The organism is Corynebacterium zhongnanshanii (genome assembly GCF_014490575.1).
Lineage (GTDB): Bacteria > Actinomycetota > Actinomycetes > Mycobacteriales > Mycobacteriaceae > Corynebacterium > Corynebacterium zhongnanshanii.
This window is the reverse complement of record NZ_CP061033.1, coordinates 1485376-1502750: the sequence shown is the minus strand read 5'-3', so window position 1 is coordinate 1502750 and position 17375 is coordinate 1485376. Positions and strand designations below refer to the sequence as shown.

Genomic DNA, 17375 nt, shown 5'->3' with positions numbered 1-17375 from the left:
GATCCAGCTCCGTAGCCCCCGGTGTCGCCCCCCAGCCCCCAGAGCGTAAAAAGCTCTCCCACCAGGACTCGAACCTAGAATGACGGTACCAAAAACCGTAGTGTTGCCGATTACACCATGGGAGAATCCACGTGTTTGCACACGCTGTGGACACAATACCTCATCGTCCTGCGGTTTGTGAAAACCTCTGGTTGAACCGTTGTAGGTGCTGGGCGCTACACTTGTGGGCTATGAGTTCATCCGCGCAGACTGCCACTGTAAACACTTCGCAAAAGCCCACGTCACCGGCGTTATCTGGTGTGTTGAAGGCTGCTGCGAGGGACTCGAAATTGCGGGGCGTGGTGGCGAACGTGGGGGAGCGTTCCTTACATATTCAGGGCCCGGACGGAGTGTGGCCGTTTGTGGTCGGCACGGTGGCGCAGCACGCCCCGGTGCTGGTGGTCACTCCGTCGGGCCGTCAGGCGCAGGACCTCACGACGGTGTTGAAGTACATGCTCGGTTCTTCCGTGGAGTATTTCCCCGCCTGGGAGACGTTGCCGCATGAGCGCCTGTCGCCGGGCACGGAGACGGTGTCCCATCGCATGCGAGTGTTGCGTCGGTTGGCTACGGATTCCTCCTTGAAGGTTGTGGTGGCTCCAACTCGCGCGTTGGTCCAGCCCATCCAGAAGGATCTGGGCGAGGTGCAGCCTATTCAGCTGAAGCCGGGTGTGGAGATTGATTTCGAGGATCTTCAACACCAGCTTGTTGCCCTGGGTTATCAGCATGTGGATGTGGTGGCGAAGCGCGGTCATTTCGCTATTCGCGGTGGAATTGTGGATGTATATCCGGCCACGGAGGATCTTCCTGTCCGCGTGGATTTCTGGGGCGATGAAATTAGCGAGGTGCGCGCGTTTTCCGTGGGGGATCAGCGCACGATTGATGGCGTGGATGACCTTGATATTACGGTCTATGCCTGCCGCGAGTTGCTGCTGACGGATGAGCTTGCAGCCCGTGCCGCGCAGGCCGCTCAGGAGCACGCCCAGGTGGGGGATCTTGCGGAGTTTTTGGACAAAATTTCGCAGAAGATGCAGGTCGCGGGCATGGAGTCTGTGATTCCTCTGTTGCGTGGCGAGCAGCTGGTGTCCCTGCCGGAGCTGATGCCGGAGGGTACGCATACGGTGATTGTGTCTCCGGGTGCGGTGGAGCGCCGCGCGGTGGATTTGGATGAGACGGGTCGCCAGTTCATGGAGGCCGGGTGGGAGGTTGCCGCTGCTGGTGGCGACGCCCCGATGCAGGGCGTGGCGTACATGTCCTTGTTGGCGGTCCAAAAGGTTCAGGAGAAGCTGCGCCGCCCGTGGTGGACGTTGTCGGCCGTGGGCATGCTGGATGGGCTGGACGCCGATGATGCGCAGGATGATGCCCTGACCTTGGATTACGATGCCGCACCTGCCCCGCACGGGGACCTGGACGCGATTGGCCGTGTGATGGCCGATATTCGTCGTCGTGTGGAGGGCGGGGGCCGGGTGGTGTTCGCCGCGCCCACGCCTGCTGTGGCTGCCCGTATGATTCGTCGTTTAAACGACGCCGGCCTCCCGAACGAAGCAGTGGGCGTCGATCTCACGGGCCAACGGTTGGGGCGGCTCTCTAAGCCCACTGCCACGACGGCGGACGAACCTGCCGGCGGGAAGGTGTGGATCTACCACGCGGTGGCGCACGTGGGTGTGGACTTTCCGTTCGCGGGGGATGACGCGCAGGCGTCGATGCTGTTCTTAACGGAAACGGATTTGACGGGTAACCGTGTGGACGCGAAGGCCACGGGTAAGCGCAAGCCTGCGAAGAAGCGCAACCGTGTGGATCCGTTGGCCTTGGAGCCGGGAGATCTGGTGGTGCATGACTCGCACGGCATTGGCAAGTTCGTGAAGATGACGGAACGCACGATCGGCAAGCCAGGGGAGGGGTCACGGCGCGAGTATCTTGTGCTGGAGTATGCCCCCAGTAAGCGAGGCGGCCCGGGAGACCAACTGTACGTGCCGATGGATCAGCTGGATCTGCTGAGCCGCTACGTGGGAGGTGAGAAGCCTGCCCTGTCCAAGATGGGCGGCGCGGACTGGAAGAACACGAAGCGTAAGGCCCGCGGTGCGGTGCGGGAAATCGCTGGCGAGCTGGTGCAGTTGTACGCCGCGCGGCAGGCAGCTCCGGGCTATGCGTTCGCGGCGGATTCGCCGTGGCAGCGGGAGCTGGAGGAGGCCTTCCCCTACACGGAGACGGAGGATCAGTGGAATGCCATTGAGGCTGTGAAGGCGGATATGGAAAAGCCTGTTCCGATGGACCGGGTGATCGTGGGTGATGTGGGCTACGGCAAGACGGAGGTTGCTGTGCGCGCGGCGTTTAAGGCCGTGCAGTCTGGCAAGCAGGTAGCGGTGCTGGTTCCCACCACGTTGCTGGCGCAGCAGCATCTGAAGACGTTCCAGGATCGCATGCAGGATTTCCCCACCACAATCCGCGAGCTGTCCCGTTTCACTAGCGCGAAGGAATCGAAGGAGATCCTGGCGGGCCTTGCCGATGGGACGATCGACATTGTGATCGGCACCCACCGTTTGATTCAGACGGGCGTGACCTGGAAGAACCTGGGCCTGATCGTGGTGGACGAGGAGCAGCGCTTTGGTGTGGAGCACAAGGAACACATCAAGTCCTTGAGGACGCACGTGGATGTGCTGACCATGTCCGCCACGCCAATTCCGCGCACGTTGGAGATGTCCATGGCAGGCATCCGCGAGATGTCCACCATTTTGACTCCCCCGGAGGACCGCCATCCGGTGCTCACCTATGTGGGAGCGCAGGAAGATAAGCACGTGGCCGCGGCCATCCGCCGGGAGCTGTTGCGCGACGGCCAGGTGTTCTATGTGCACAACAAGGTGCGCAGCATCGAGGACTGCGCGGCGAATATCCGCCGTCTGGTTCCCGAGGCGCGCGTGGTGGTGGCCCACGGGCAGATGTCTGAGGAGCAACTGGAGACCACGGTTCAGGGCTTCTGGGATCGAGAGTTCGACGTGCTTGTGTGTACCACCATCGTGGAGACCGGACTGGACATCGCCAATGCCAACACGTTGATCGTGGAGAATGCCCACCACATGGGGCTGTCGCAGCTTCACCAGCTGCGCGGACGCGTGGGCCGTTCCCGTGAGCGCGGCTATGCCTATTTCCTTTACCCTCGCGGTGAAACGCTCACGGAGACCAGCTATGACCGCCTGACCACGATCGCCCAGAACAATGATCTGGGCGCCGGTATGGCCGTGGCGATGAAGGACCTGGAGATGCGCGGCGCCGGTAACGTGCTGGGCGCGGAACAGTCCGGTCACATCGCGGGTGTGGGCTTCGACCTCTATGTGCGACTCGTCGGGGAGGCCGTAGAGGCGTTCCGCGCTATCGCTGACGGCAAGCCCGTGGATGGCACCGAGGAAGAGAAGAAGGAAATCCGGCTGGACCTTCCGGTGGATGCACACATCCCGGCCGAATACATTGCGTCGGAGCGCTTGCGCCTGGAGGCCTACCGCAAGTTCGCGGAGATCACCGACGAGGAGGGAATCCACGCGGTTCTGGAGGAGCTGCGCGACCGCTACGGCACGCCACCCGAGCAGATTCAGCTGCTCGCCATTCTGACCAGGCTGAGGATGCTGTGCCGCGACCTGAAAGTTCACGACATTGTGCTGACCGGCCAGAAGATCAGCTTCAGCCCCATTGACCTGGCCGATTCCGGCCAAGTTCGCCTCAAGCGTCTGTTCCGTTCGGCGCAGTACCGGGCCACAACGAAGATTGTGTTGATACCGCTGCCGAAGAAGGGAGAAGGCATGCGGGCGGTGCCGCTGGCCGGGGTAGAACTGGTGCAGTGGTGCTCTGACGTGCTCACTCAGCTGGCGGGAATCCCAGCCCGCGATATGACAGGCGCCCAGCCTGCCCACACGTAGCGCCTGTGGCGGGGTATGATTCCCGTTATGGCTGTCGTACTTCTAGACCCCCGATTCCCTGCAATGATCCCTGTGGAAGCCGCCAAGCTTCTCCAGGGTGATGTTGCGTACACCGAAGAAGTGCCCATTCGCGTCCGGTGGGTCATCGCCGATCTGGGTGGTCATGTGGTCGACGAAGCCGATGTTCTGGTCACCACGGACATCACCAACGAAGCGGTTCATGAGCACCTCGACGAGGGCGAAGAGATCATCAAGGCCCCGTCACTGCTCGTGGAGATCGAAGGCGATCGCGAACTGCTCGCCGGTCCCGCGGGGGCTAGTACTACCGGTGGTACCGACAGCAACGTCCCCGCCCGCGCGGACGGTTCTACCTATGCAGACGCTGCCGCCTACGCAGACGGCACTCAGCCCGGAGGGGTACCCGCGCCCAACACCGACCAGATCCAGCAGTCCGGCGCAGGTGTGGTGGACGGATCGATCGTCGGGACGGACCAGCACACAGCCACAGTGGCAGGTTTGAGGAGAACCACGCGGACTGAGGTGCCGGCGTCGGTAATGGATGAATTGGAAGACGCGGTGGCGCTGATGGCGCGCGCACTACGTCAGGGAGCGTGGGAGAAGGAGCAAACCCACAGCTCGCTGATGACGTACCTTCGCCAGGAAACCGACGAGCTGGAGCGCATTGTCAGCATCGCAGCGCAGTACGGCGCGGGTGGGAAGCCGGCGGCGTCCAAGCCGGAGTGGCTGGAGCAGGAGCTGTGCGAGGAACTGTCCGACATTTTGCTGCAGGTGCTGTTCCACGCGGAGATCGCTAACCGGCGCGGCTCCTTCGACATCGGGCACGTTGCCGGTGCGCTGGCGGTGAAGCTGCGTTCCCGCGCGCCGTACCTGTTTGAGGATGTGGAGCGTGCGGTGTCCAAGGCCGAGCAGGACCGCCTGTGGGCCGCGGGCAAGAAGGCGGAGAAGGACAAGCGGGTCGAGAAATTCGGCGAGTCCTACCGTTCCTTCGTGGATGCGAAAAACAATTCCGACGCCGGCTCCACGTCCGCGCAGTCCTCGTCCGCAGCTCAGTCTGTTGTTGGACGGCAGGAGCCGGAGGCGTCGCAGTTCCCGGCGCAGAATGCACAGAACGCGCAGGCGGCACAACCAGCACAGCCGCAGAATGCACAGCCCGCGGGACTGTCCGGCCTGGCCGAGGCGGACAAGGTGATTCGTGAGGCACGCGAGATGGGGATCTCCGATATGGAAATCCCCACTGATATTCGTTACCCCATGGTTGGGTTGGAGCTGGACGCGCCGGGTCAGGCGGAGAAGCGCCTGCTGGATGCGGTGCAGAGTTTCCGAGCGCACCTGGCGGAGCGTCAGCAGAACTCTTAGGCCTGCGGCGCTTCCTCGGTCTTTGCCGCCCGCGGCGTAGTGCCCTTCAGTGCCTTGCCCCGCGCGCCGATCCGCCGAACCAGCACGCCTTCGCGCGGTGCGAACAGCCACACCAGAATAAAGACCATAAACTGCAGCAGAATGATGCCTCCACCAGGGGAGACGTTCAGGCCTACGCTTCCCAGCAGGCCGGCCACGCTGCAGACCACCGCGATGCTGGGTGCGAGCACCAGCATCACACCGAAACGCCGCGTGAGCAGATAGGCCGTAGCACCCGGGGTGACCAGCATCGCCACCACCAGGATCGCACCCACCGCCTGGGCGGCGCTGACCACCACAAACACCAGCGCGGTTAGCAGAATCCAGCGCACAACCCGCACGGGGAATCCCGCCATCGCGGCGTGCAACGGGTCGAAGGCCCACATCGTGAGAGCCCGGCGCCCGAAGAGGATCAGCGCCACGGCCGCAGCGCCAAATCCCACCACTTGCCACTTCACGGATTCGCTGATGCCCAGCAGGTTGCCGAACAGGATCTCCTCCAAATGTCCGGTGCCCGGCGTGCGAGAGATGAGCACCAGCCCCAGCGCGAAGAAGGCGGTGAACACGATGCCGATGGTGGTGTCTTCCTTAAGCGTGGTGCGGGTTTTGAGCCCATTGACCACACCCACCGCAATCAGCGACGCCACGAACGCACCGACCGCGTACGGCAGCCCGGCGATGTAGGCAACTACCACGCCGGGGAGCAGGGCGTGCGAGATGGCGTCGCCCAGCAGCGACCATCCCACCATGATGAGCAGGCAGCTCACCAGCCCCGCGGCGATGGCCATCGCTACCGCCACGATGAGTGCGTTGTGCATAAAGGGGTAGCTGAGCATGTCAATCAATGCGGTCACGCTTTAGCCCTCCTGTGCTTCTGATTCGATCGTATGAGCCGACGCCCAGCCGTACGTTGCCATGAGGTTCTCCTTCGTCAAGGTGTCCTCCACGTCGCCTTCAGCGATGACCGTGCGGTTGAGCATCAGGACTGAGTCCGCGAGCCGCGGCACTTGGTCCAGGTTGTGCGTGGCGATGAGCATCGCCACGCCCTGATCGCGCAGGCTGTGGAGCAGTTCGATGAGCGAGTGTTCGGTGGCCTGGTCCACGCCGGCGAACGGCTCGTCGAGCAGGATGATGGTGGCTTGCTGGGCGAGCCCCCGGGCCACGAAGACGCGCTTCTTTTGCCCGCCGGAGAGTTCGGAGATGTGCCGGTTGGCGAGGTGTTCCAGGTCCACGGCTTTAAGGGCGTCGCGGACGTGCTGGCGTTGTTGTGCGGTGAGTCGCCCGATCCACTTGTTTTTCGCCCCGGCGAGCACGCCGGTTTGCACGACCTCTTTGACGCTGATGGGGAAGTTCCAGTTGACGTCATCGTGTTGGGGAACGTAGCTGATTTTTCCGCGCCCTCCGGGGATGTCCACGGTGCCGTGCACATGGGGCACTAGGCCCATGAGTGCTTTGAAGAGGGTGGATTTGCCGGCACCATTGGGGCCGATCAGGGCTTTGATATGGCCGTGATAAAGGGAGAGCGAGGCGTCGAAGAGGGCGGGGGAGGAAGTCGGGCTATAACGGACGCGCAAGCCCTTCGCGGTCAGAGCGGGGATGGGCGCGGACGTGGATGTGGACTGCATAGGTGACGTGGGTTATTTCTTTTTCAGGCCGTTGACGATGGTGGTTGTGTCGTGGGTCAGGAGGTCAAGGTAGGTCGGCGCGGGACCGGAGGAGTCCGTGAGGGAGTCCACGAACAGCGTGCCGCCGTCGGAGGCTCCGGTGGCCGCGAGCACCTGGTGTTGCGGCCCGGTGTTGACGGTGGATTCGCAGAACGTGGCAGGGACCTTGTTGCGTTTGACGGTTTCGACCGCGCCGTTGATCTGGGAGGCGGTGATCTCGCCGTCGGCGTTGACCGGCCAGATGTAGCCCTCCTTCAGGTGGAAGTCCTTGGCGAGGTAGCTGAATGCTCCTTCGCAGGTGACCAGGGTGGCATTGGGGATGGTGGCCAGTTCGTCGGCAACGTCGTCGCGGACCTTCTGGATCTTATCGCGGTAGGTCTGAGCGTTGCGGTGATAGGTCTCGGCGTGTTCTGGGTACTTCTCGGCCAGGGCCTTTTCGATGTTGCTGACGTACTTCTGTGCCACGGTGGGGCTCATCCAGGCGTGGGGATTGGGTAGGTCGCTGCCGTCGATGGGGATGGGGGTCACGCCATCGCTGGCGGTCACGCGGGTGGCCTTGCTGGATTTGTAGAGCTGTTCGGCCCAGTTCTCCAGGCCGAGGCCGTTGGTGATGATCATGTCCGCGTGGGCGGCTTCTTTGATGGTGGCGGGTGTGGGTTCGAAGCCGTGGATTTCGTCGCCGGGTTTGGTGAGGCTGGTGACGGTGGCGGTGTCCCCGGCGATGTTTTCGGTGATGTCTTGGAGGATGGTGAAGGTGGTGCTGATGGTGGGCTTGCCGTCGGCGGAGTTGGTGGTGTCCGAGCAGGCGGTGAGGCCTAGGGGGAGGGCCGCGATGAGGAGTGCGGCGGCTGCACGGGTGACGTGGCGAAGGGACATGGTTTTCCTTGGTGTGATCGAAGGTGTTCTGCCATTAAATCATAAAAGTTCAATGCATTGAACTCTGGCACGAAGGCTAGCCTTAGTAGAAGTGTTTGTCAATAACGTTTGTCAATAAGGGGTGGGGTGTTCAGTGGGGCGATTAGTCCGGCGGGTAGCGGTGGTGCGTGCGTGCACAGCGCGTGCACGCGCGCACTCACACGCAAGTACACTGGCACCCATGCATATCGATGACCTGCCAGATCGCACTCAGGATTACCTGAAGAAGATCTACGACCTGCAGGAATGGGGACCAGGTGCCACCCTGTCCTCTCTGGCGGAACACATGGGCCAACGGAAATCCACCACCAGCGAAGCCATTAAGCGCCTCGTCGCCCAAGATCTGGTGGAGCACGCCCCCTATGGTGATATTCAACTCACCGACCAAGGCACCACCATGGCTCTGGCCATGATCCGCCGTCATCGCATGATCGAAACCTACCTGTGCACGGAATTGGGCTACTCCTTGGATGAGGTCCATGATGAAGCCGAGATCCTGGAGCACGCCGTGTCCGAGCGCTTCTTGGAAAAGATCTCCGCCGTGATGGGGCATCCCACCCGCGATCCGCACGGCGACCCCATCCCCGACGCGCACGGCAACCTGCGCACCCCACCCACCCTGGGCCTCCGGGAGGTGGAGCCGGGCGAGCGCGTGTACATCGACCGCATCAGCGACCGCGAGGGCGACCTGTTGAAGTACCTCTACCAGCATGGCGTGCAGCCGGGTGTCCAGGTGGAGATGCAGCCCCGGGTGTTCGCGGACATGGCGGAATTGTCCATTATCGACGCCGACGGCCAGGTGCACTCGAGAGTCCAGCTGCCATCCTCCAGCTTGGGAGCTGTGATGTGTCGGCGCGTGCAAGAGGCGGACCTGCAGGCTGACCAGGTGCCGGACCTGCTGGCCGGCGTGAAGGGTGATGATGAGTAAACGCCGTGGCCAGGGCCTCCTCGTAGGCAGCCTGGTCTCCATCGCCGCGATCGTCGGAGTGATCGCTCTGGTGGGCTACCTGGTCGCGGGCGTGCTCGGCGGGCAGGACTGGAACCGTTCGCAGCGCCTCCCGATCCCCGATGACGTCCCGCCCCGCGCCGCCACCCCAGCTCCGGAGATGGACCTGGCTGCCGGTGGGCGCACGGCTCTGCAGTTGCACGCGTGGGCGCAGGCGGGGTCGGAAGATCTGGGTATTCCGGTACAGGCTCTCATGGCGTACGGCCAGGGTGAGGTCTACGCGCGCTACAACCTCCCCGACTGCAATCTGACGTGGAACACGCTGGCCGCGATCGGTTTTGTGGAGACCCACCACGGCGCCTACAACGGCAAGGGTTACGGCCACACGGAACTGGATGACCGCGGCAACGTGGTCGGCACGTCCCGCGGCGACGGCTCGGGAACCATCGTGGGTCCGCAGCTCAACGGCGACGGCTTCGCCGAGGTCGGGGACACCGATGACGGCATCCTGGACGGCGACAAGGACTTCGACCGCGCCGTGGGGCCAATGCAATTCATCCCCGAAGCCTGGCGCATGTATGGAACCGACATGGGCGGGGGTAGCCCGATCCGCGACTACACCGGAAATCCCCAGAATATTGACGACGCCGCCGTGGCCGCCGCACGCCTGCTCTGCTCGCACGAGCGCGACCTATCCACCCCAGAAGGGTGGACCTCCGCCGTTCGGGGGTATAACCAAAGCAACGAATACATGCTAAATGTCCGCGACGCGGCGGCGAACTATGCCCTGGGGCAGCGCGCCCACGGATAAACCTGCAATAATAGGGGCGTTCATCACCTAACTGCTGCCAAGGAGGCGCACACACATGGCTGAAATTATGCAGATCATTGCACGTGAGATTCTGGACTCCCGCGGTAACCCCACGGTTGAGGTTGAGGTGGGACTGGACGACGGCTCCACCGGCCGCGCTGCCGTTCCTTCCGGCGCCTCCACCGGTGTTCACGAGGCTCACGAGCTGCGCGATGGTGACGACCGTTACCTCGGCAAAGGCGTGACTCAGGCTGTCCGCAACGTCATCGAGGAGATCAATGACGAGCTGGTGGGCCTGGAGGCAGATGACCAGCGCCTGGTCGACAACGCGATGATCGCCCTGGACGGCACCGCCAACAAGTCCCGCCTGGGTGCTAACGCACTGCTGGGTGTGTCCATGGCAGTGGCCCACGCCGCCGCTGAGGCAGCTGACCTTCAGCTGTTCCGCTACATCGGTGGCCCGAACGGCCACGTACTGCCTGTTCCTATGATGAATATCTTGAACGGTGGCGCTCACGCTGATTCCGGCGTGGACGTTCAGGAGTTCATGATTGCTCCTATCGGTGCGGAGACCTTCTCTGAAGCTCTGCGCATGGGCACCGAGGTGTACCACAACCTGAAGAAGGTCATCAAGGACAAGGGCCTGTCCACCGGCCTGGGTGACGAGGGTGGCTTCGCCCCCTCCGTGGAGTCCACCAAGGCTGCCCTGGACCTGATCGTGGAGGCTATCGAGGGTGCGGGCTACAAGCTGGGCGCCGACGTTGCCCTGGCGCTGGACGTGGCATCCTCCGAGTTCTACAAGGACGGCAAGTACCACTTCGAAGGCGGCGAGCACACCGCCGAAGAGATGGCGAAGGTCTACGAGGAGCTCATCAACGAGTACCCGATCGTCTCCATCGAGGATCCTCTGCAGGAAGACGACTGGGAGGGCTACACCAACCTCACCGCAGCCATCGGCGACAAGGTGCAGATCGTGGGCGATGACTTCTTCGTCACCAACCCAGCCCGCCTGAAGGAGGGCATCGAGAAGAAGGCCGCCAACGCGCTGCTGGTGAAGGTGAACCAGATCGGTACCCTGACCGAGACCTTCGACGCCGTCGAGCTCGCTCACCGCAACGGCTACCGCACTATGATGTCCCACCGCTCCGGTGAGACCGAGGACGTCACCATCGCAGATCTGGCCGTGGCACTGAACTGTGGTCAGATCAAGACCGGTGCACCTGCTCGCTCCGAGCGTGTGGCGAAGTACAACCAGCTGCTGCGCATCGAGCAGTACCTGGAGGACGCAGCTGTCTACGCTGGCCGCGACGCATTCCCTCGCTTCCAGGGCTAGTGTTCCCACAGTGCGTTCTACTTTCCGGCGGTAGGCCGGTGTGGTGCGCACGGAGACCCGCGTGATCGCGGGTATGCTGTAGGCATATGACTCCACAACCACGCAAGAGCTCGAACCCCGGCTCACGAACCCGCGCGAACCAACGCGCCGGTCGTGGCCGGGGTTCCTCTGCGCGTGACGCTCGGCGTGCAGCGCGGCGTGAGGAGCGGATGGACCGGGATGTGCGGCAGCAAGACGAGCGGGATGAGCGCGACGCGCAGCCCCAAGAATCACGGGGCTCGCTTCCTCAGGCGAGGTCTGTGGAACGGCAGGCTCGGCGTCGGGCACAGGCACGGCAAGCACCCGCCCGCCTGGCACGCAACTTCGTGCAGTTACCCCAGCGCATCAACCCAGGAGTCACGGTGTTCACCGCATTGCTGGTGGCATTCCTGGCATTCTCCATCGCGCAACCCCTGCGGAACTACTTTGAGCAACGCTCCCAGATCGCGGAGTTGGAGAGCAAGATCACCTCGCAGGAGCAGTACAAGGCCGAATTGATCGAGGAGATCAACCGCTACGGCAACGAGAACTACATCAAGGAAGTGGCACGCACGCGGCTGGGCTTGATCGAGCCTGGGGAATCTGCGTTCAGGATCATCTCGCCGAAGATCAAAGCCAATGGTCAGGTGGGTGCTGAGGGCTCGGATTTCGTGCCGGGCGAGGAAGAGCCGACCGCGCCAGCGCCGTGGTACGAGCAGCTCTGGGATTCCATCAGCGTGCCGGAACACGAATCCGTGGTTGATGACAACGACGAAGACGGCCCCGCGCTGAAACTGCCGACGGTACCGCAGGCGGGGGATCCGCCACCGCCGCCGAAGAACTAGGTGGCTCCGGCCGCGAGTAGGTGAGTGGCTGTAGGACGCATCGTCTAAGCTAAAGGACGATGAGTGAATACACGGATGACAAAAGCAGCGTGACCGAGGCTGACCTGGACATTATGGAGCAGCAGCTGGGCCGGCGCCCCCGTGGCGCGGTCGAGGTCAGCTACCGCACCCCCGATGGCCAACCGGCCGTGGTGAAGACCTGGCCTAAGCTGCCTGATGGCACGCCCTTTCCAACGCTGTACTACCTGACGGATCCGCGTCTGACGGCCGAGGCATCCCGCCTGGAAGTCGCCGGCGTGATGAAGACCATGCAGGAGCGCCTGGGCAACGATCCCGAGCTGGCGGCCGACTATCAGCGCGCACACGAGCACTTCTTGGCCCAACGCAATGCCATGGAGTCCCTCGGGACGGACTTCTCCGGCGGCGGCATGCCCGATCGCGTGAAGTGCCTGCACGTGCTCATCGCGTATGCACTGGCCGAGGGGCCGGATCGCGTGAGGTTGGGAACCGAGGCGGTGGCGTTGGCTGCGGAGAATAACCCGAAGCTCGTGGGCACGGCGCTGCCTACCGACTGGCCGACCAGTGAGGAGCTGGGGACGTCGATGCAGGAAGCGTCGGTAGAGACGGACTAGAAGGTAGCGCCAATAAACGAGACAGACGGACTAGCGCAGCATGGAGGACAAGCACATGGCACCACAGAACACAGGCACGGCACCGCGGTACGCGGCCATTGATTGCGGCACCAACAGCATTCGTCTGCTGATCAGCGAAGTGCGCGAGGACGGCACGCTGCGGGAGCTGAACCGCGACAACATCATCGTGCGCCTGGGGCAAGGGGTGGATGCCACGGGGCGGTTCGCGGATGAGGCTTTGGGCCGCGTGGAGGATGCGCTGGAGATCTACGCGGATCGGATGGTGGAGTATGGCGTGCGCGACGTGATGATGGGCGCCACCTCCGCTACGCGCGATGCGTCCAATAGGGAAGAGTTCTTCGAGATCACCCGCAGGCTGTTGGGTCGCGTCCGCGAGGGTGCTGTGGCGGAGGTTATCAGCGGCGAGCAGGAGGCGCGCCTGTCCTTCCGCGGCGCGGTGATGGACCTGCCGCAGACCAGCGCGGATTCCCTGGATACCACTTGCGTGATCGACTTGGGCGGCGGCTCCACCGAGTTTGTGGTCGGCGGCACGCAGGCATATTCCGCGGACATGGGCTGCGTGCGCCTCACCGAACGCCACCTTCAGACGGTGCCGCCGAAGGAATCCGAAATATCCGACGCCCAAGCTACCGTCGCGAAACTCCTCGCCGAAGTAGAGCAGTACGTGGATCTGACTAGCGTGACACGCGTGGTGGGAGTGGCCGGCACGATGACCACGCTGTGCGCCCTGGCCCAGGAGCTGGAGAGTTACGAGCCCGAGAAGATCCACATGCACACGCTACCCCTGGCGCGTCTGAGGGAGGTGGCGATGAACCTAGTGCCGCTCACCCCGCAGCAGCGGATGGAGTTTGGGCCGATGCACCCGGGCCGCGCCGATGTGATCGGTGGAGGTGCGCTGGTGGTGGAGGCGTTCACTCGGCGATTTGAGGAGCTGGGGCTGACGGACATCACCATCAGCGAGAAGGACATCTTGGATGGCATTTTGGCTGAGGTGATTGACCGCGCGCGGTGATCGGCTGCGCGATGATCGCCGCTAGCAGAGGGTCGTTTTCTGTGGCCTGCGCGTCCGTGCGCTAAGATGTTCCATGGTCTTCGCACCACGGTTGTGTGACCACGATTGACGTGTTAAGGCTAGCCCCTATAGCCCAATTGGCAGAGGCAGTGGACTTAAAATCCATTCAGTGTCGGTTCGAGTCCGACTGGGGGCACAGTGCACATTCGGCTGTAGGGGTGTTCGCTAGACTTGCTGGCATGATGTACCTCTACACAGCGCAGCAGGTTCGGGATGCCGAATGGCCACTTCTCAACGAGCAAGCGGAGCCGGACGAGCTGATGCGGTTGGCCGCTGCGCGCGTGGCGGATGTGGCGCGGGTGATGCTCGCGGAGGACCGTCCACTCATCGCGGAGAGCGATGATGTGCTGCTGCTAGTGGGCCCTGGGGGCAATGGTGGGGATGCACTGTATGCCGGTGCAGAGCTGCTGGGGGTGCGCAATGTTCATGCGGTTCTTGTGGCGGATATGCAGGAGCCTGCCGACCACGAACCCGACCGCGAACCCGCCCATGCACCTGCGCGGGAGGCATTCACGGATGCCGGCGGCGTGGTACTACAGGAGATACCACTTCCACATGACTACCGGCTGATCATCGATGGCATTTCAGGACTCGGCAGCGGCCGTCCCCTTGACGAACCCATTGCCGAATTACTCTCCGACGCCCACAGTTCCCGTATCCCCATCCTCTCTATTGATCTGCCCAGTGGCGTGGCGGCGGACACCGGGCAGGTGCCCGATCCCGTGATTGTGCACGCCCGGGGCTTTGATGCGTTGGATGCCCAGTGGGCGGTGCAGAGGGTGCCTGCCCATGTGCAGGCCACGGTGACTGTGACGTTTGGCGGCCTTCGCCGCGCCCATGGTTTGGCTCAGCACGAGTGCGGGCAGATTGTGCTTGTTGACCTGGGTTTTTCGCGTCCCGTGCGACCATTGTCCGAAGAGCTGTGGGCTCAGCAGGTGGCGGGACAGGAGGCCTTGAGCTTCATTCAGCTCCCCAGCGATACGCCGTACCGCTTTGATTTTTCTTCTGTGCCGGGCATATTGTCCAACAATGCGCCGCAGAGCGACCTGGAGATGGATTCCTTGCGCGCAGTCATCGCGTCCGAGCCGAGCCCCCGCGCCCACAAGTATTCCGGTGGCGTGGTGACCGTGTGTGCCGGCAGTGACAAGTACCCCGGCGCCGGCCAGCTGTGCGCGATTTCCGCGATGAAGGCCACCAGCTACGGGGTGCGTTTCGTGGGGGACTCCGTGTCCACCAATAACCTGCCGCCGGAGATCCTCCGGGTGACGGATATGGTGCACCGCTTCCGCTCTCATGCCTACGCGGTGGGCCCCGGACGTGGGGTGGAGCAGCGGTCCATCCTGGAGCTGAGCTCGGTGCTGTCTACTCCCGATCCCGTTGTCATTGATGCCGACGCCATCAGCATCCTGGCTCAAGAGGAGGACATCCGGACGCAGGTTCGCGATCGCGAGGGTTTGACGGTACTCACTCCTCACGAGGGGGAGTTCCTCCGCCTGGCGAAGATTCTGGGAGAAGGGGAGGGCTTCCTGGAGGACAGGGTGGGGGCTACGGTCAAGATGGCTTCTGAGCTGCAGTGTTATGTGATCTTGAAGGGGCGCGCGAGCGTGATCGCCACGCCAGGAGGATCCGTCACGGTGGTGGATGCTGGGTCCTCGTGGGCGGCGACCCCAGGTTCCGGTGATGTCCTCACCGGAATCCTGGGGGCGTACATCGCCCAGGTGCCGGGGATTGTGAAGGATCTGCAGGATATTTTCCCGGAGCTGGAGGATGTGGAAGCGACCCAGGATGTGCAATTTATGCAGCACATCGTGGCGGCGGTCATTGTGCATTGCACTGCGGCGCGATGCGGCGCGCGGACTGAGTTCGGGTCAGCCCCGGTATCGGCTAGCGGAATTGTGAATGCGATTCCGGCAGCCACGGCATTGTTAGGACAGCCGCGGCATTGTTAGGAAAGGAATAGATCAATGGCTACAGCACGTGAACAAGGTCGCCCAATCGCGTTCATTACCGGAGCGACGCGTGGTATCGGATATGAGATAGCCAAGACTCTTGCCGGCGACCACCACCTCATCATCGGCGGCTCCAACGACACAGCCGTTGAGGTAGCCAAGGAGTTCCCTAGCGCGGAGGCATTCGTGGCGGACCTGGATGACATTGAATCCCTCCAGCACGCTGTGGAAAAACTCGAGTTGGACCGTCTTGACGTGCTGGTTCACTGCGCCGGCGTGGTGTCTCACCTTCCCGTGACGGAGACCACGCATGCGCAGTGGCAGCATGCGTTTAATGTGAACTTCTTTGCCGTGGCGGAACTGACTCGGCTTATGGTGCCGGCGTTGACTGCAACACCCGCTGCAACGCCGACTGCAACTACGGGTAGTGGCACGTTGCCCGCGGTTGTGAGCATCAATTCTGGCGCGGGCTTCCACTCCTCGGTGGGGTATGGGCCGTATGCCAGCACGAAGTTTGCGTTGCGTGCCTACACGGATGCGTTGCGTGAGGAGTACCGCGGAAAGCTCCGCGTCATCTCCATTCACCCAGGAAAGACCCATTCCGATATGCAGCGTGAGATTCAGGATCTGCGCGGCAATGCGTATGAGCGGTCCGAGTTCGTGGACCCGGCTTCCATTGCGCAGGCGGTGCGCTTCGCGTTGGATACGCCGCAGGACGCGATGGTGGAGAATCTGACGATACGCCCGATCAACGGGAAGTAGTGGCGTCGTAGTTGCGACTGCGCCGTCGCAACGGTGGGGTAGGGCACGCGAGGCCGCCACGGCGCAGCCGCTACTGCTTGGTGGTGACAAAGATCTGCGTTCCGGGGAAGATCGCCCCGCGTAGTGGTGACCATTGGCCCCACACCTCGGCGCCGTCGGTCCATTCCGGTTCCACGACGTCGTGAAGCGCCAGGCCCGCCGACGCAAAACCGCGCACCCAGTCACCGAAGGTGTGATGGTATTCCACGTAGGTCGTGGTCTGCGCGGAGTCCGGCTCCTGCGCGCTCTGCTCGTGCTGCGCGGCGTGGCCTGACTCGCCTGGCGCCTCCTGCTCCCGGTACTCCCGCTGCCAATAGGGAACGCAGGCCATCAGGCCTTCCGGGCCTGGGTCGTCGAGGAATACCCACGCGAACGGGTTGTTCGCTGCAATGACCAGTCGACCTCCGGGGCGCAGGATCCGAGCGCTTTCCCGAAGAGCAGCGGCAAGATCCCTCACGAACGCGAAGGCGCCAAAGGAGGAAAACGCCACATCAGCCTTGCCGGTGGCGACCGGCAAGGCCAGCACATCGGCTTGCGCGCGGTGCAGCACAGTGGGCTGTGCGCGGTGCAGCCGAGAGTTGCCGGAAGCCGTTCCGCCGCCGGCCTTTGCGGCTGGAGCTGCTCCAGTGCCTGCCACGGCAGCTCGGTCCATCCCTTGCCACAGCATGCCAGCGCTAATGTCTGTAGCGAGCACCCGCGCCGTGGGGAAGCGCTCCGCTAACCAGCGGGAGCACGCAGCCGTTCCGGCTCCGATCTCCACAACCGTCTGGCCAGAGACATCTCCGAGCAGCTGCGCCTCACGCTCGTGAAGGCGCTCCGGGCACCAATAAAACTCCGAGAGATAGTCGGAATGTTCGGCGACATAGCGCTGGGCGTCGGAATCCCAATGGGCACGGGCGATCTGGCCATCAACAGTCATAATGGCGCAAGTCTACAGCCCCACTGCGAAGAGTCTACAGACCCGCTGCGCTGAGGCCCTAGCCGCTATGCTCAGGCCCTAGCCACCGC

Annotated in this window: 14 protein-coding genes and 1 tRNA gene; 11 read left to right on the top strand and 4 right to left on the bottom strand. The window is 63.1% G+C overall.

Annotation, left to right across the window (positions count from 1 at the left end):
- Positions 1-230: 230 nt before the first annotated feature.
- Positions 231-3944 carry a transcription-repair coupling factor gene (gene mfd / locus IAU67_RS06720; protein ID WP_151841921.1) on the top strand — a complete coding sequence of 1238 codons (3714 nt, stop codon included), beginning with the start codon at positions 231-233 and terminating at the stop codon, positions 3942-3944.
- A 27-nt stretch (positions 3945-3971) separates the two neighbouring features.
- A complete protein-coding gene (locus IAU67_RS06715) occupies positions 3972-5321 on the top strand; it encodes a MazG nucleotide pyrophosphohydrolase domain-containing protein (RefSeq protein ID WP_151841920.1) in 1350 nt (449 codons plus the stop codon).
- Here the strand turns inward: IAU67_RS06715 and IAU67_RS06710 are convergent.
- Genes IAU67_RS06710 through IAU67_RS06700 form a run of 3 tightly spaced genes read right to left on the bottom strand, consistent with a single transcriptional unit; the run spans position 5318 to position 7900 of the window.
- A complete protein-coding gene (locus IAU67_RS06710) occupies positions 5318-6214 on the bottom strand; it encodes a metal ABC transporter permease (RefSeq protein ID WP_225723470.1) in 897 nt (298 codons plus the stop codon). The two genes, IAU67_RS06715 and IAU67_RS06710, sit on opposite strands and share 4 nt — an antisense overlap.
- A gap of 3 nt (positions 6215-6217) precedes the next feature.
- The gene (locus IAU67_RS06705; RefSeq protein ID WP_151841919.1) at positions 6218-6985 is read right to left on the bottom strand and encodes a metal ABC transporter ATP-binding protein; all 768 of its coding nucleotides are present in this window, start codon (positions 6983-6985) and stop codon (positions 6218-6220) included.
- Positions 6986-6997: 12 nt separating this feature from the next.
- On the bottom strand, positions 6998-7900 hold the full coding sequence (locus IAU67_RS06700) for a metal ABC transporter solute-binding protein, Zn/Mn family (RefSeq protein WP_151841918.1): 903 nt from the start codon (positions 7898-7900) through the stop codon (positions 6998-7000).
- Positions 7901-8120: 220 nt separating this feature from the next.
- Here IAU67_RS06700 and IAU67_RS06695 point away from each other — a divergent pair, with 220 nt between their 5' ends.
- The 9 genes from IAU67_RS06695 (at position 8121) to IAU67_RS06655 (ending at position 16328) form a co-directional block, all read left to right on the top strand.
- Complete coding sequence (locus tag IAU67_RS06695) at positions 8121-8867, top strand: metal-dependent transcriptional regulator (protein WP_151841917.1); 747 nt, start codon at positions 8121-8123, stop codon at positions 8865-8867.
- Positions 8860-9696: a lysozyme family protein gene (locus IAU67_RS06690; RefSeq protein ID WP_151841916.1), complete on the top strand. Its 837-nt coding sequence runs from the start codon at positions 8860-8862 to the stop codon at positions 9694-9696. Before IAU67_RS06695 ends, IAU67_RS06690 begins: the two co-directional genes overlap by 8 nt.
- Before the next feature lie 55 nt (positions 9697-9751).
- Complete coding sequence (eno, locus tag IAU67_RS06685) at positions 9752-11029, top strand: phosphopyruvate hydratase (protein WP_151841915.1); 1278 nt, start codon at positions 9752-9754, stop codon at positions 11027-11029.
- 86 nt (positions 11030-11115) lie between these two features.
- Positions 11116-11892 (top strand): FtsB family cell division protein, encoded by a 777-nt coding sequence (locus IAU67_RS06680; RefSeq protein ID WP_225723469.1) that lies wholly within the window; start codon positions 11116-11118, stop codon positions 11890-11892.
- A gap of 59 nt (positions 11893-11951) precedes the next feature.
- A complete protein-coding gene (locus IAU67_RS06675) occupies positions 11952-12524 on the top strand; it encodes a DUF501 domain-containing protein (protein WP_151841914.1) in 573 nt (190 codons plus the stop codon).
- Between the two features lie 55 nt (positions 12525-12579).
- Positions 12580-13557, top strand: coding sequence for a Ppx/GppA phosphatase family protein (locus IAU67_RS06670; protein WP_151841913.1), 978 nt, complete (start codon positions 12580-12582; stop codon positions 13555-13557).
- 122 nt (positions 13558-13679) lie between these two features.
- Positions 13680-13753, top strand: a tRNA-Leu gene (locus IAU67_RS06665).
- Between the two features lie 43 nt (positions 13754-13796).
- Positions 13797-15566 (top strand): bifunctional ADP-dependent NAD(P)H-hydrate dehydratase/NAD(P)H-hydrate epimerase, encoded by a 1770-nt coding sequence (locus IAU67_RS06660; RefSeq protein WP_151841912.1) that lies wholly within the window; start codon positions 13797-13799, stop codon positions 15564-15566.
- Positions 15567-15581: 15 nt separating this feature from the next.
- Complete coding sequence (locus IAU67_RS06655) at positions 15582-16328, top strand: SDR family oxidoreductase (protein WP_151841911.1); 747 nt, start codon at positions 15582-15584, stop codon at positions 16326-16328.
- Positions 16329-16398: 70 nt separating this feature from the next.
- Here the strand turns inward: IAU67_RS06655 and IAU67_RS06650 are convergent, their stop codons facing one another.
- The gene (locus tag IAU67_RS06650) at positions 16399-17286 is read right to left on the bottom strand and encodes a class I SAM-dependent methyltransferase (protein ID WP_151841910.1); all 888 of its coding nucleotides are present in this window, start codon (positions 17284-17286) and stop codon (positions 16399-16401) included.
- Between the last annotated feature and the right edge of the window lie 89 nt (positions 17287-17375).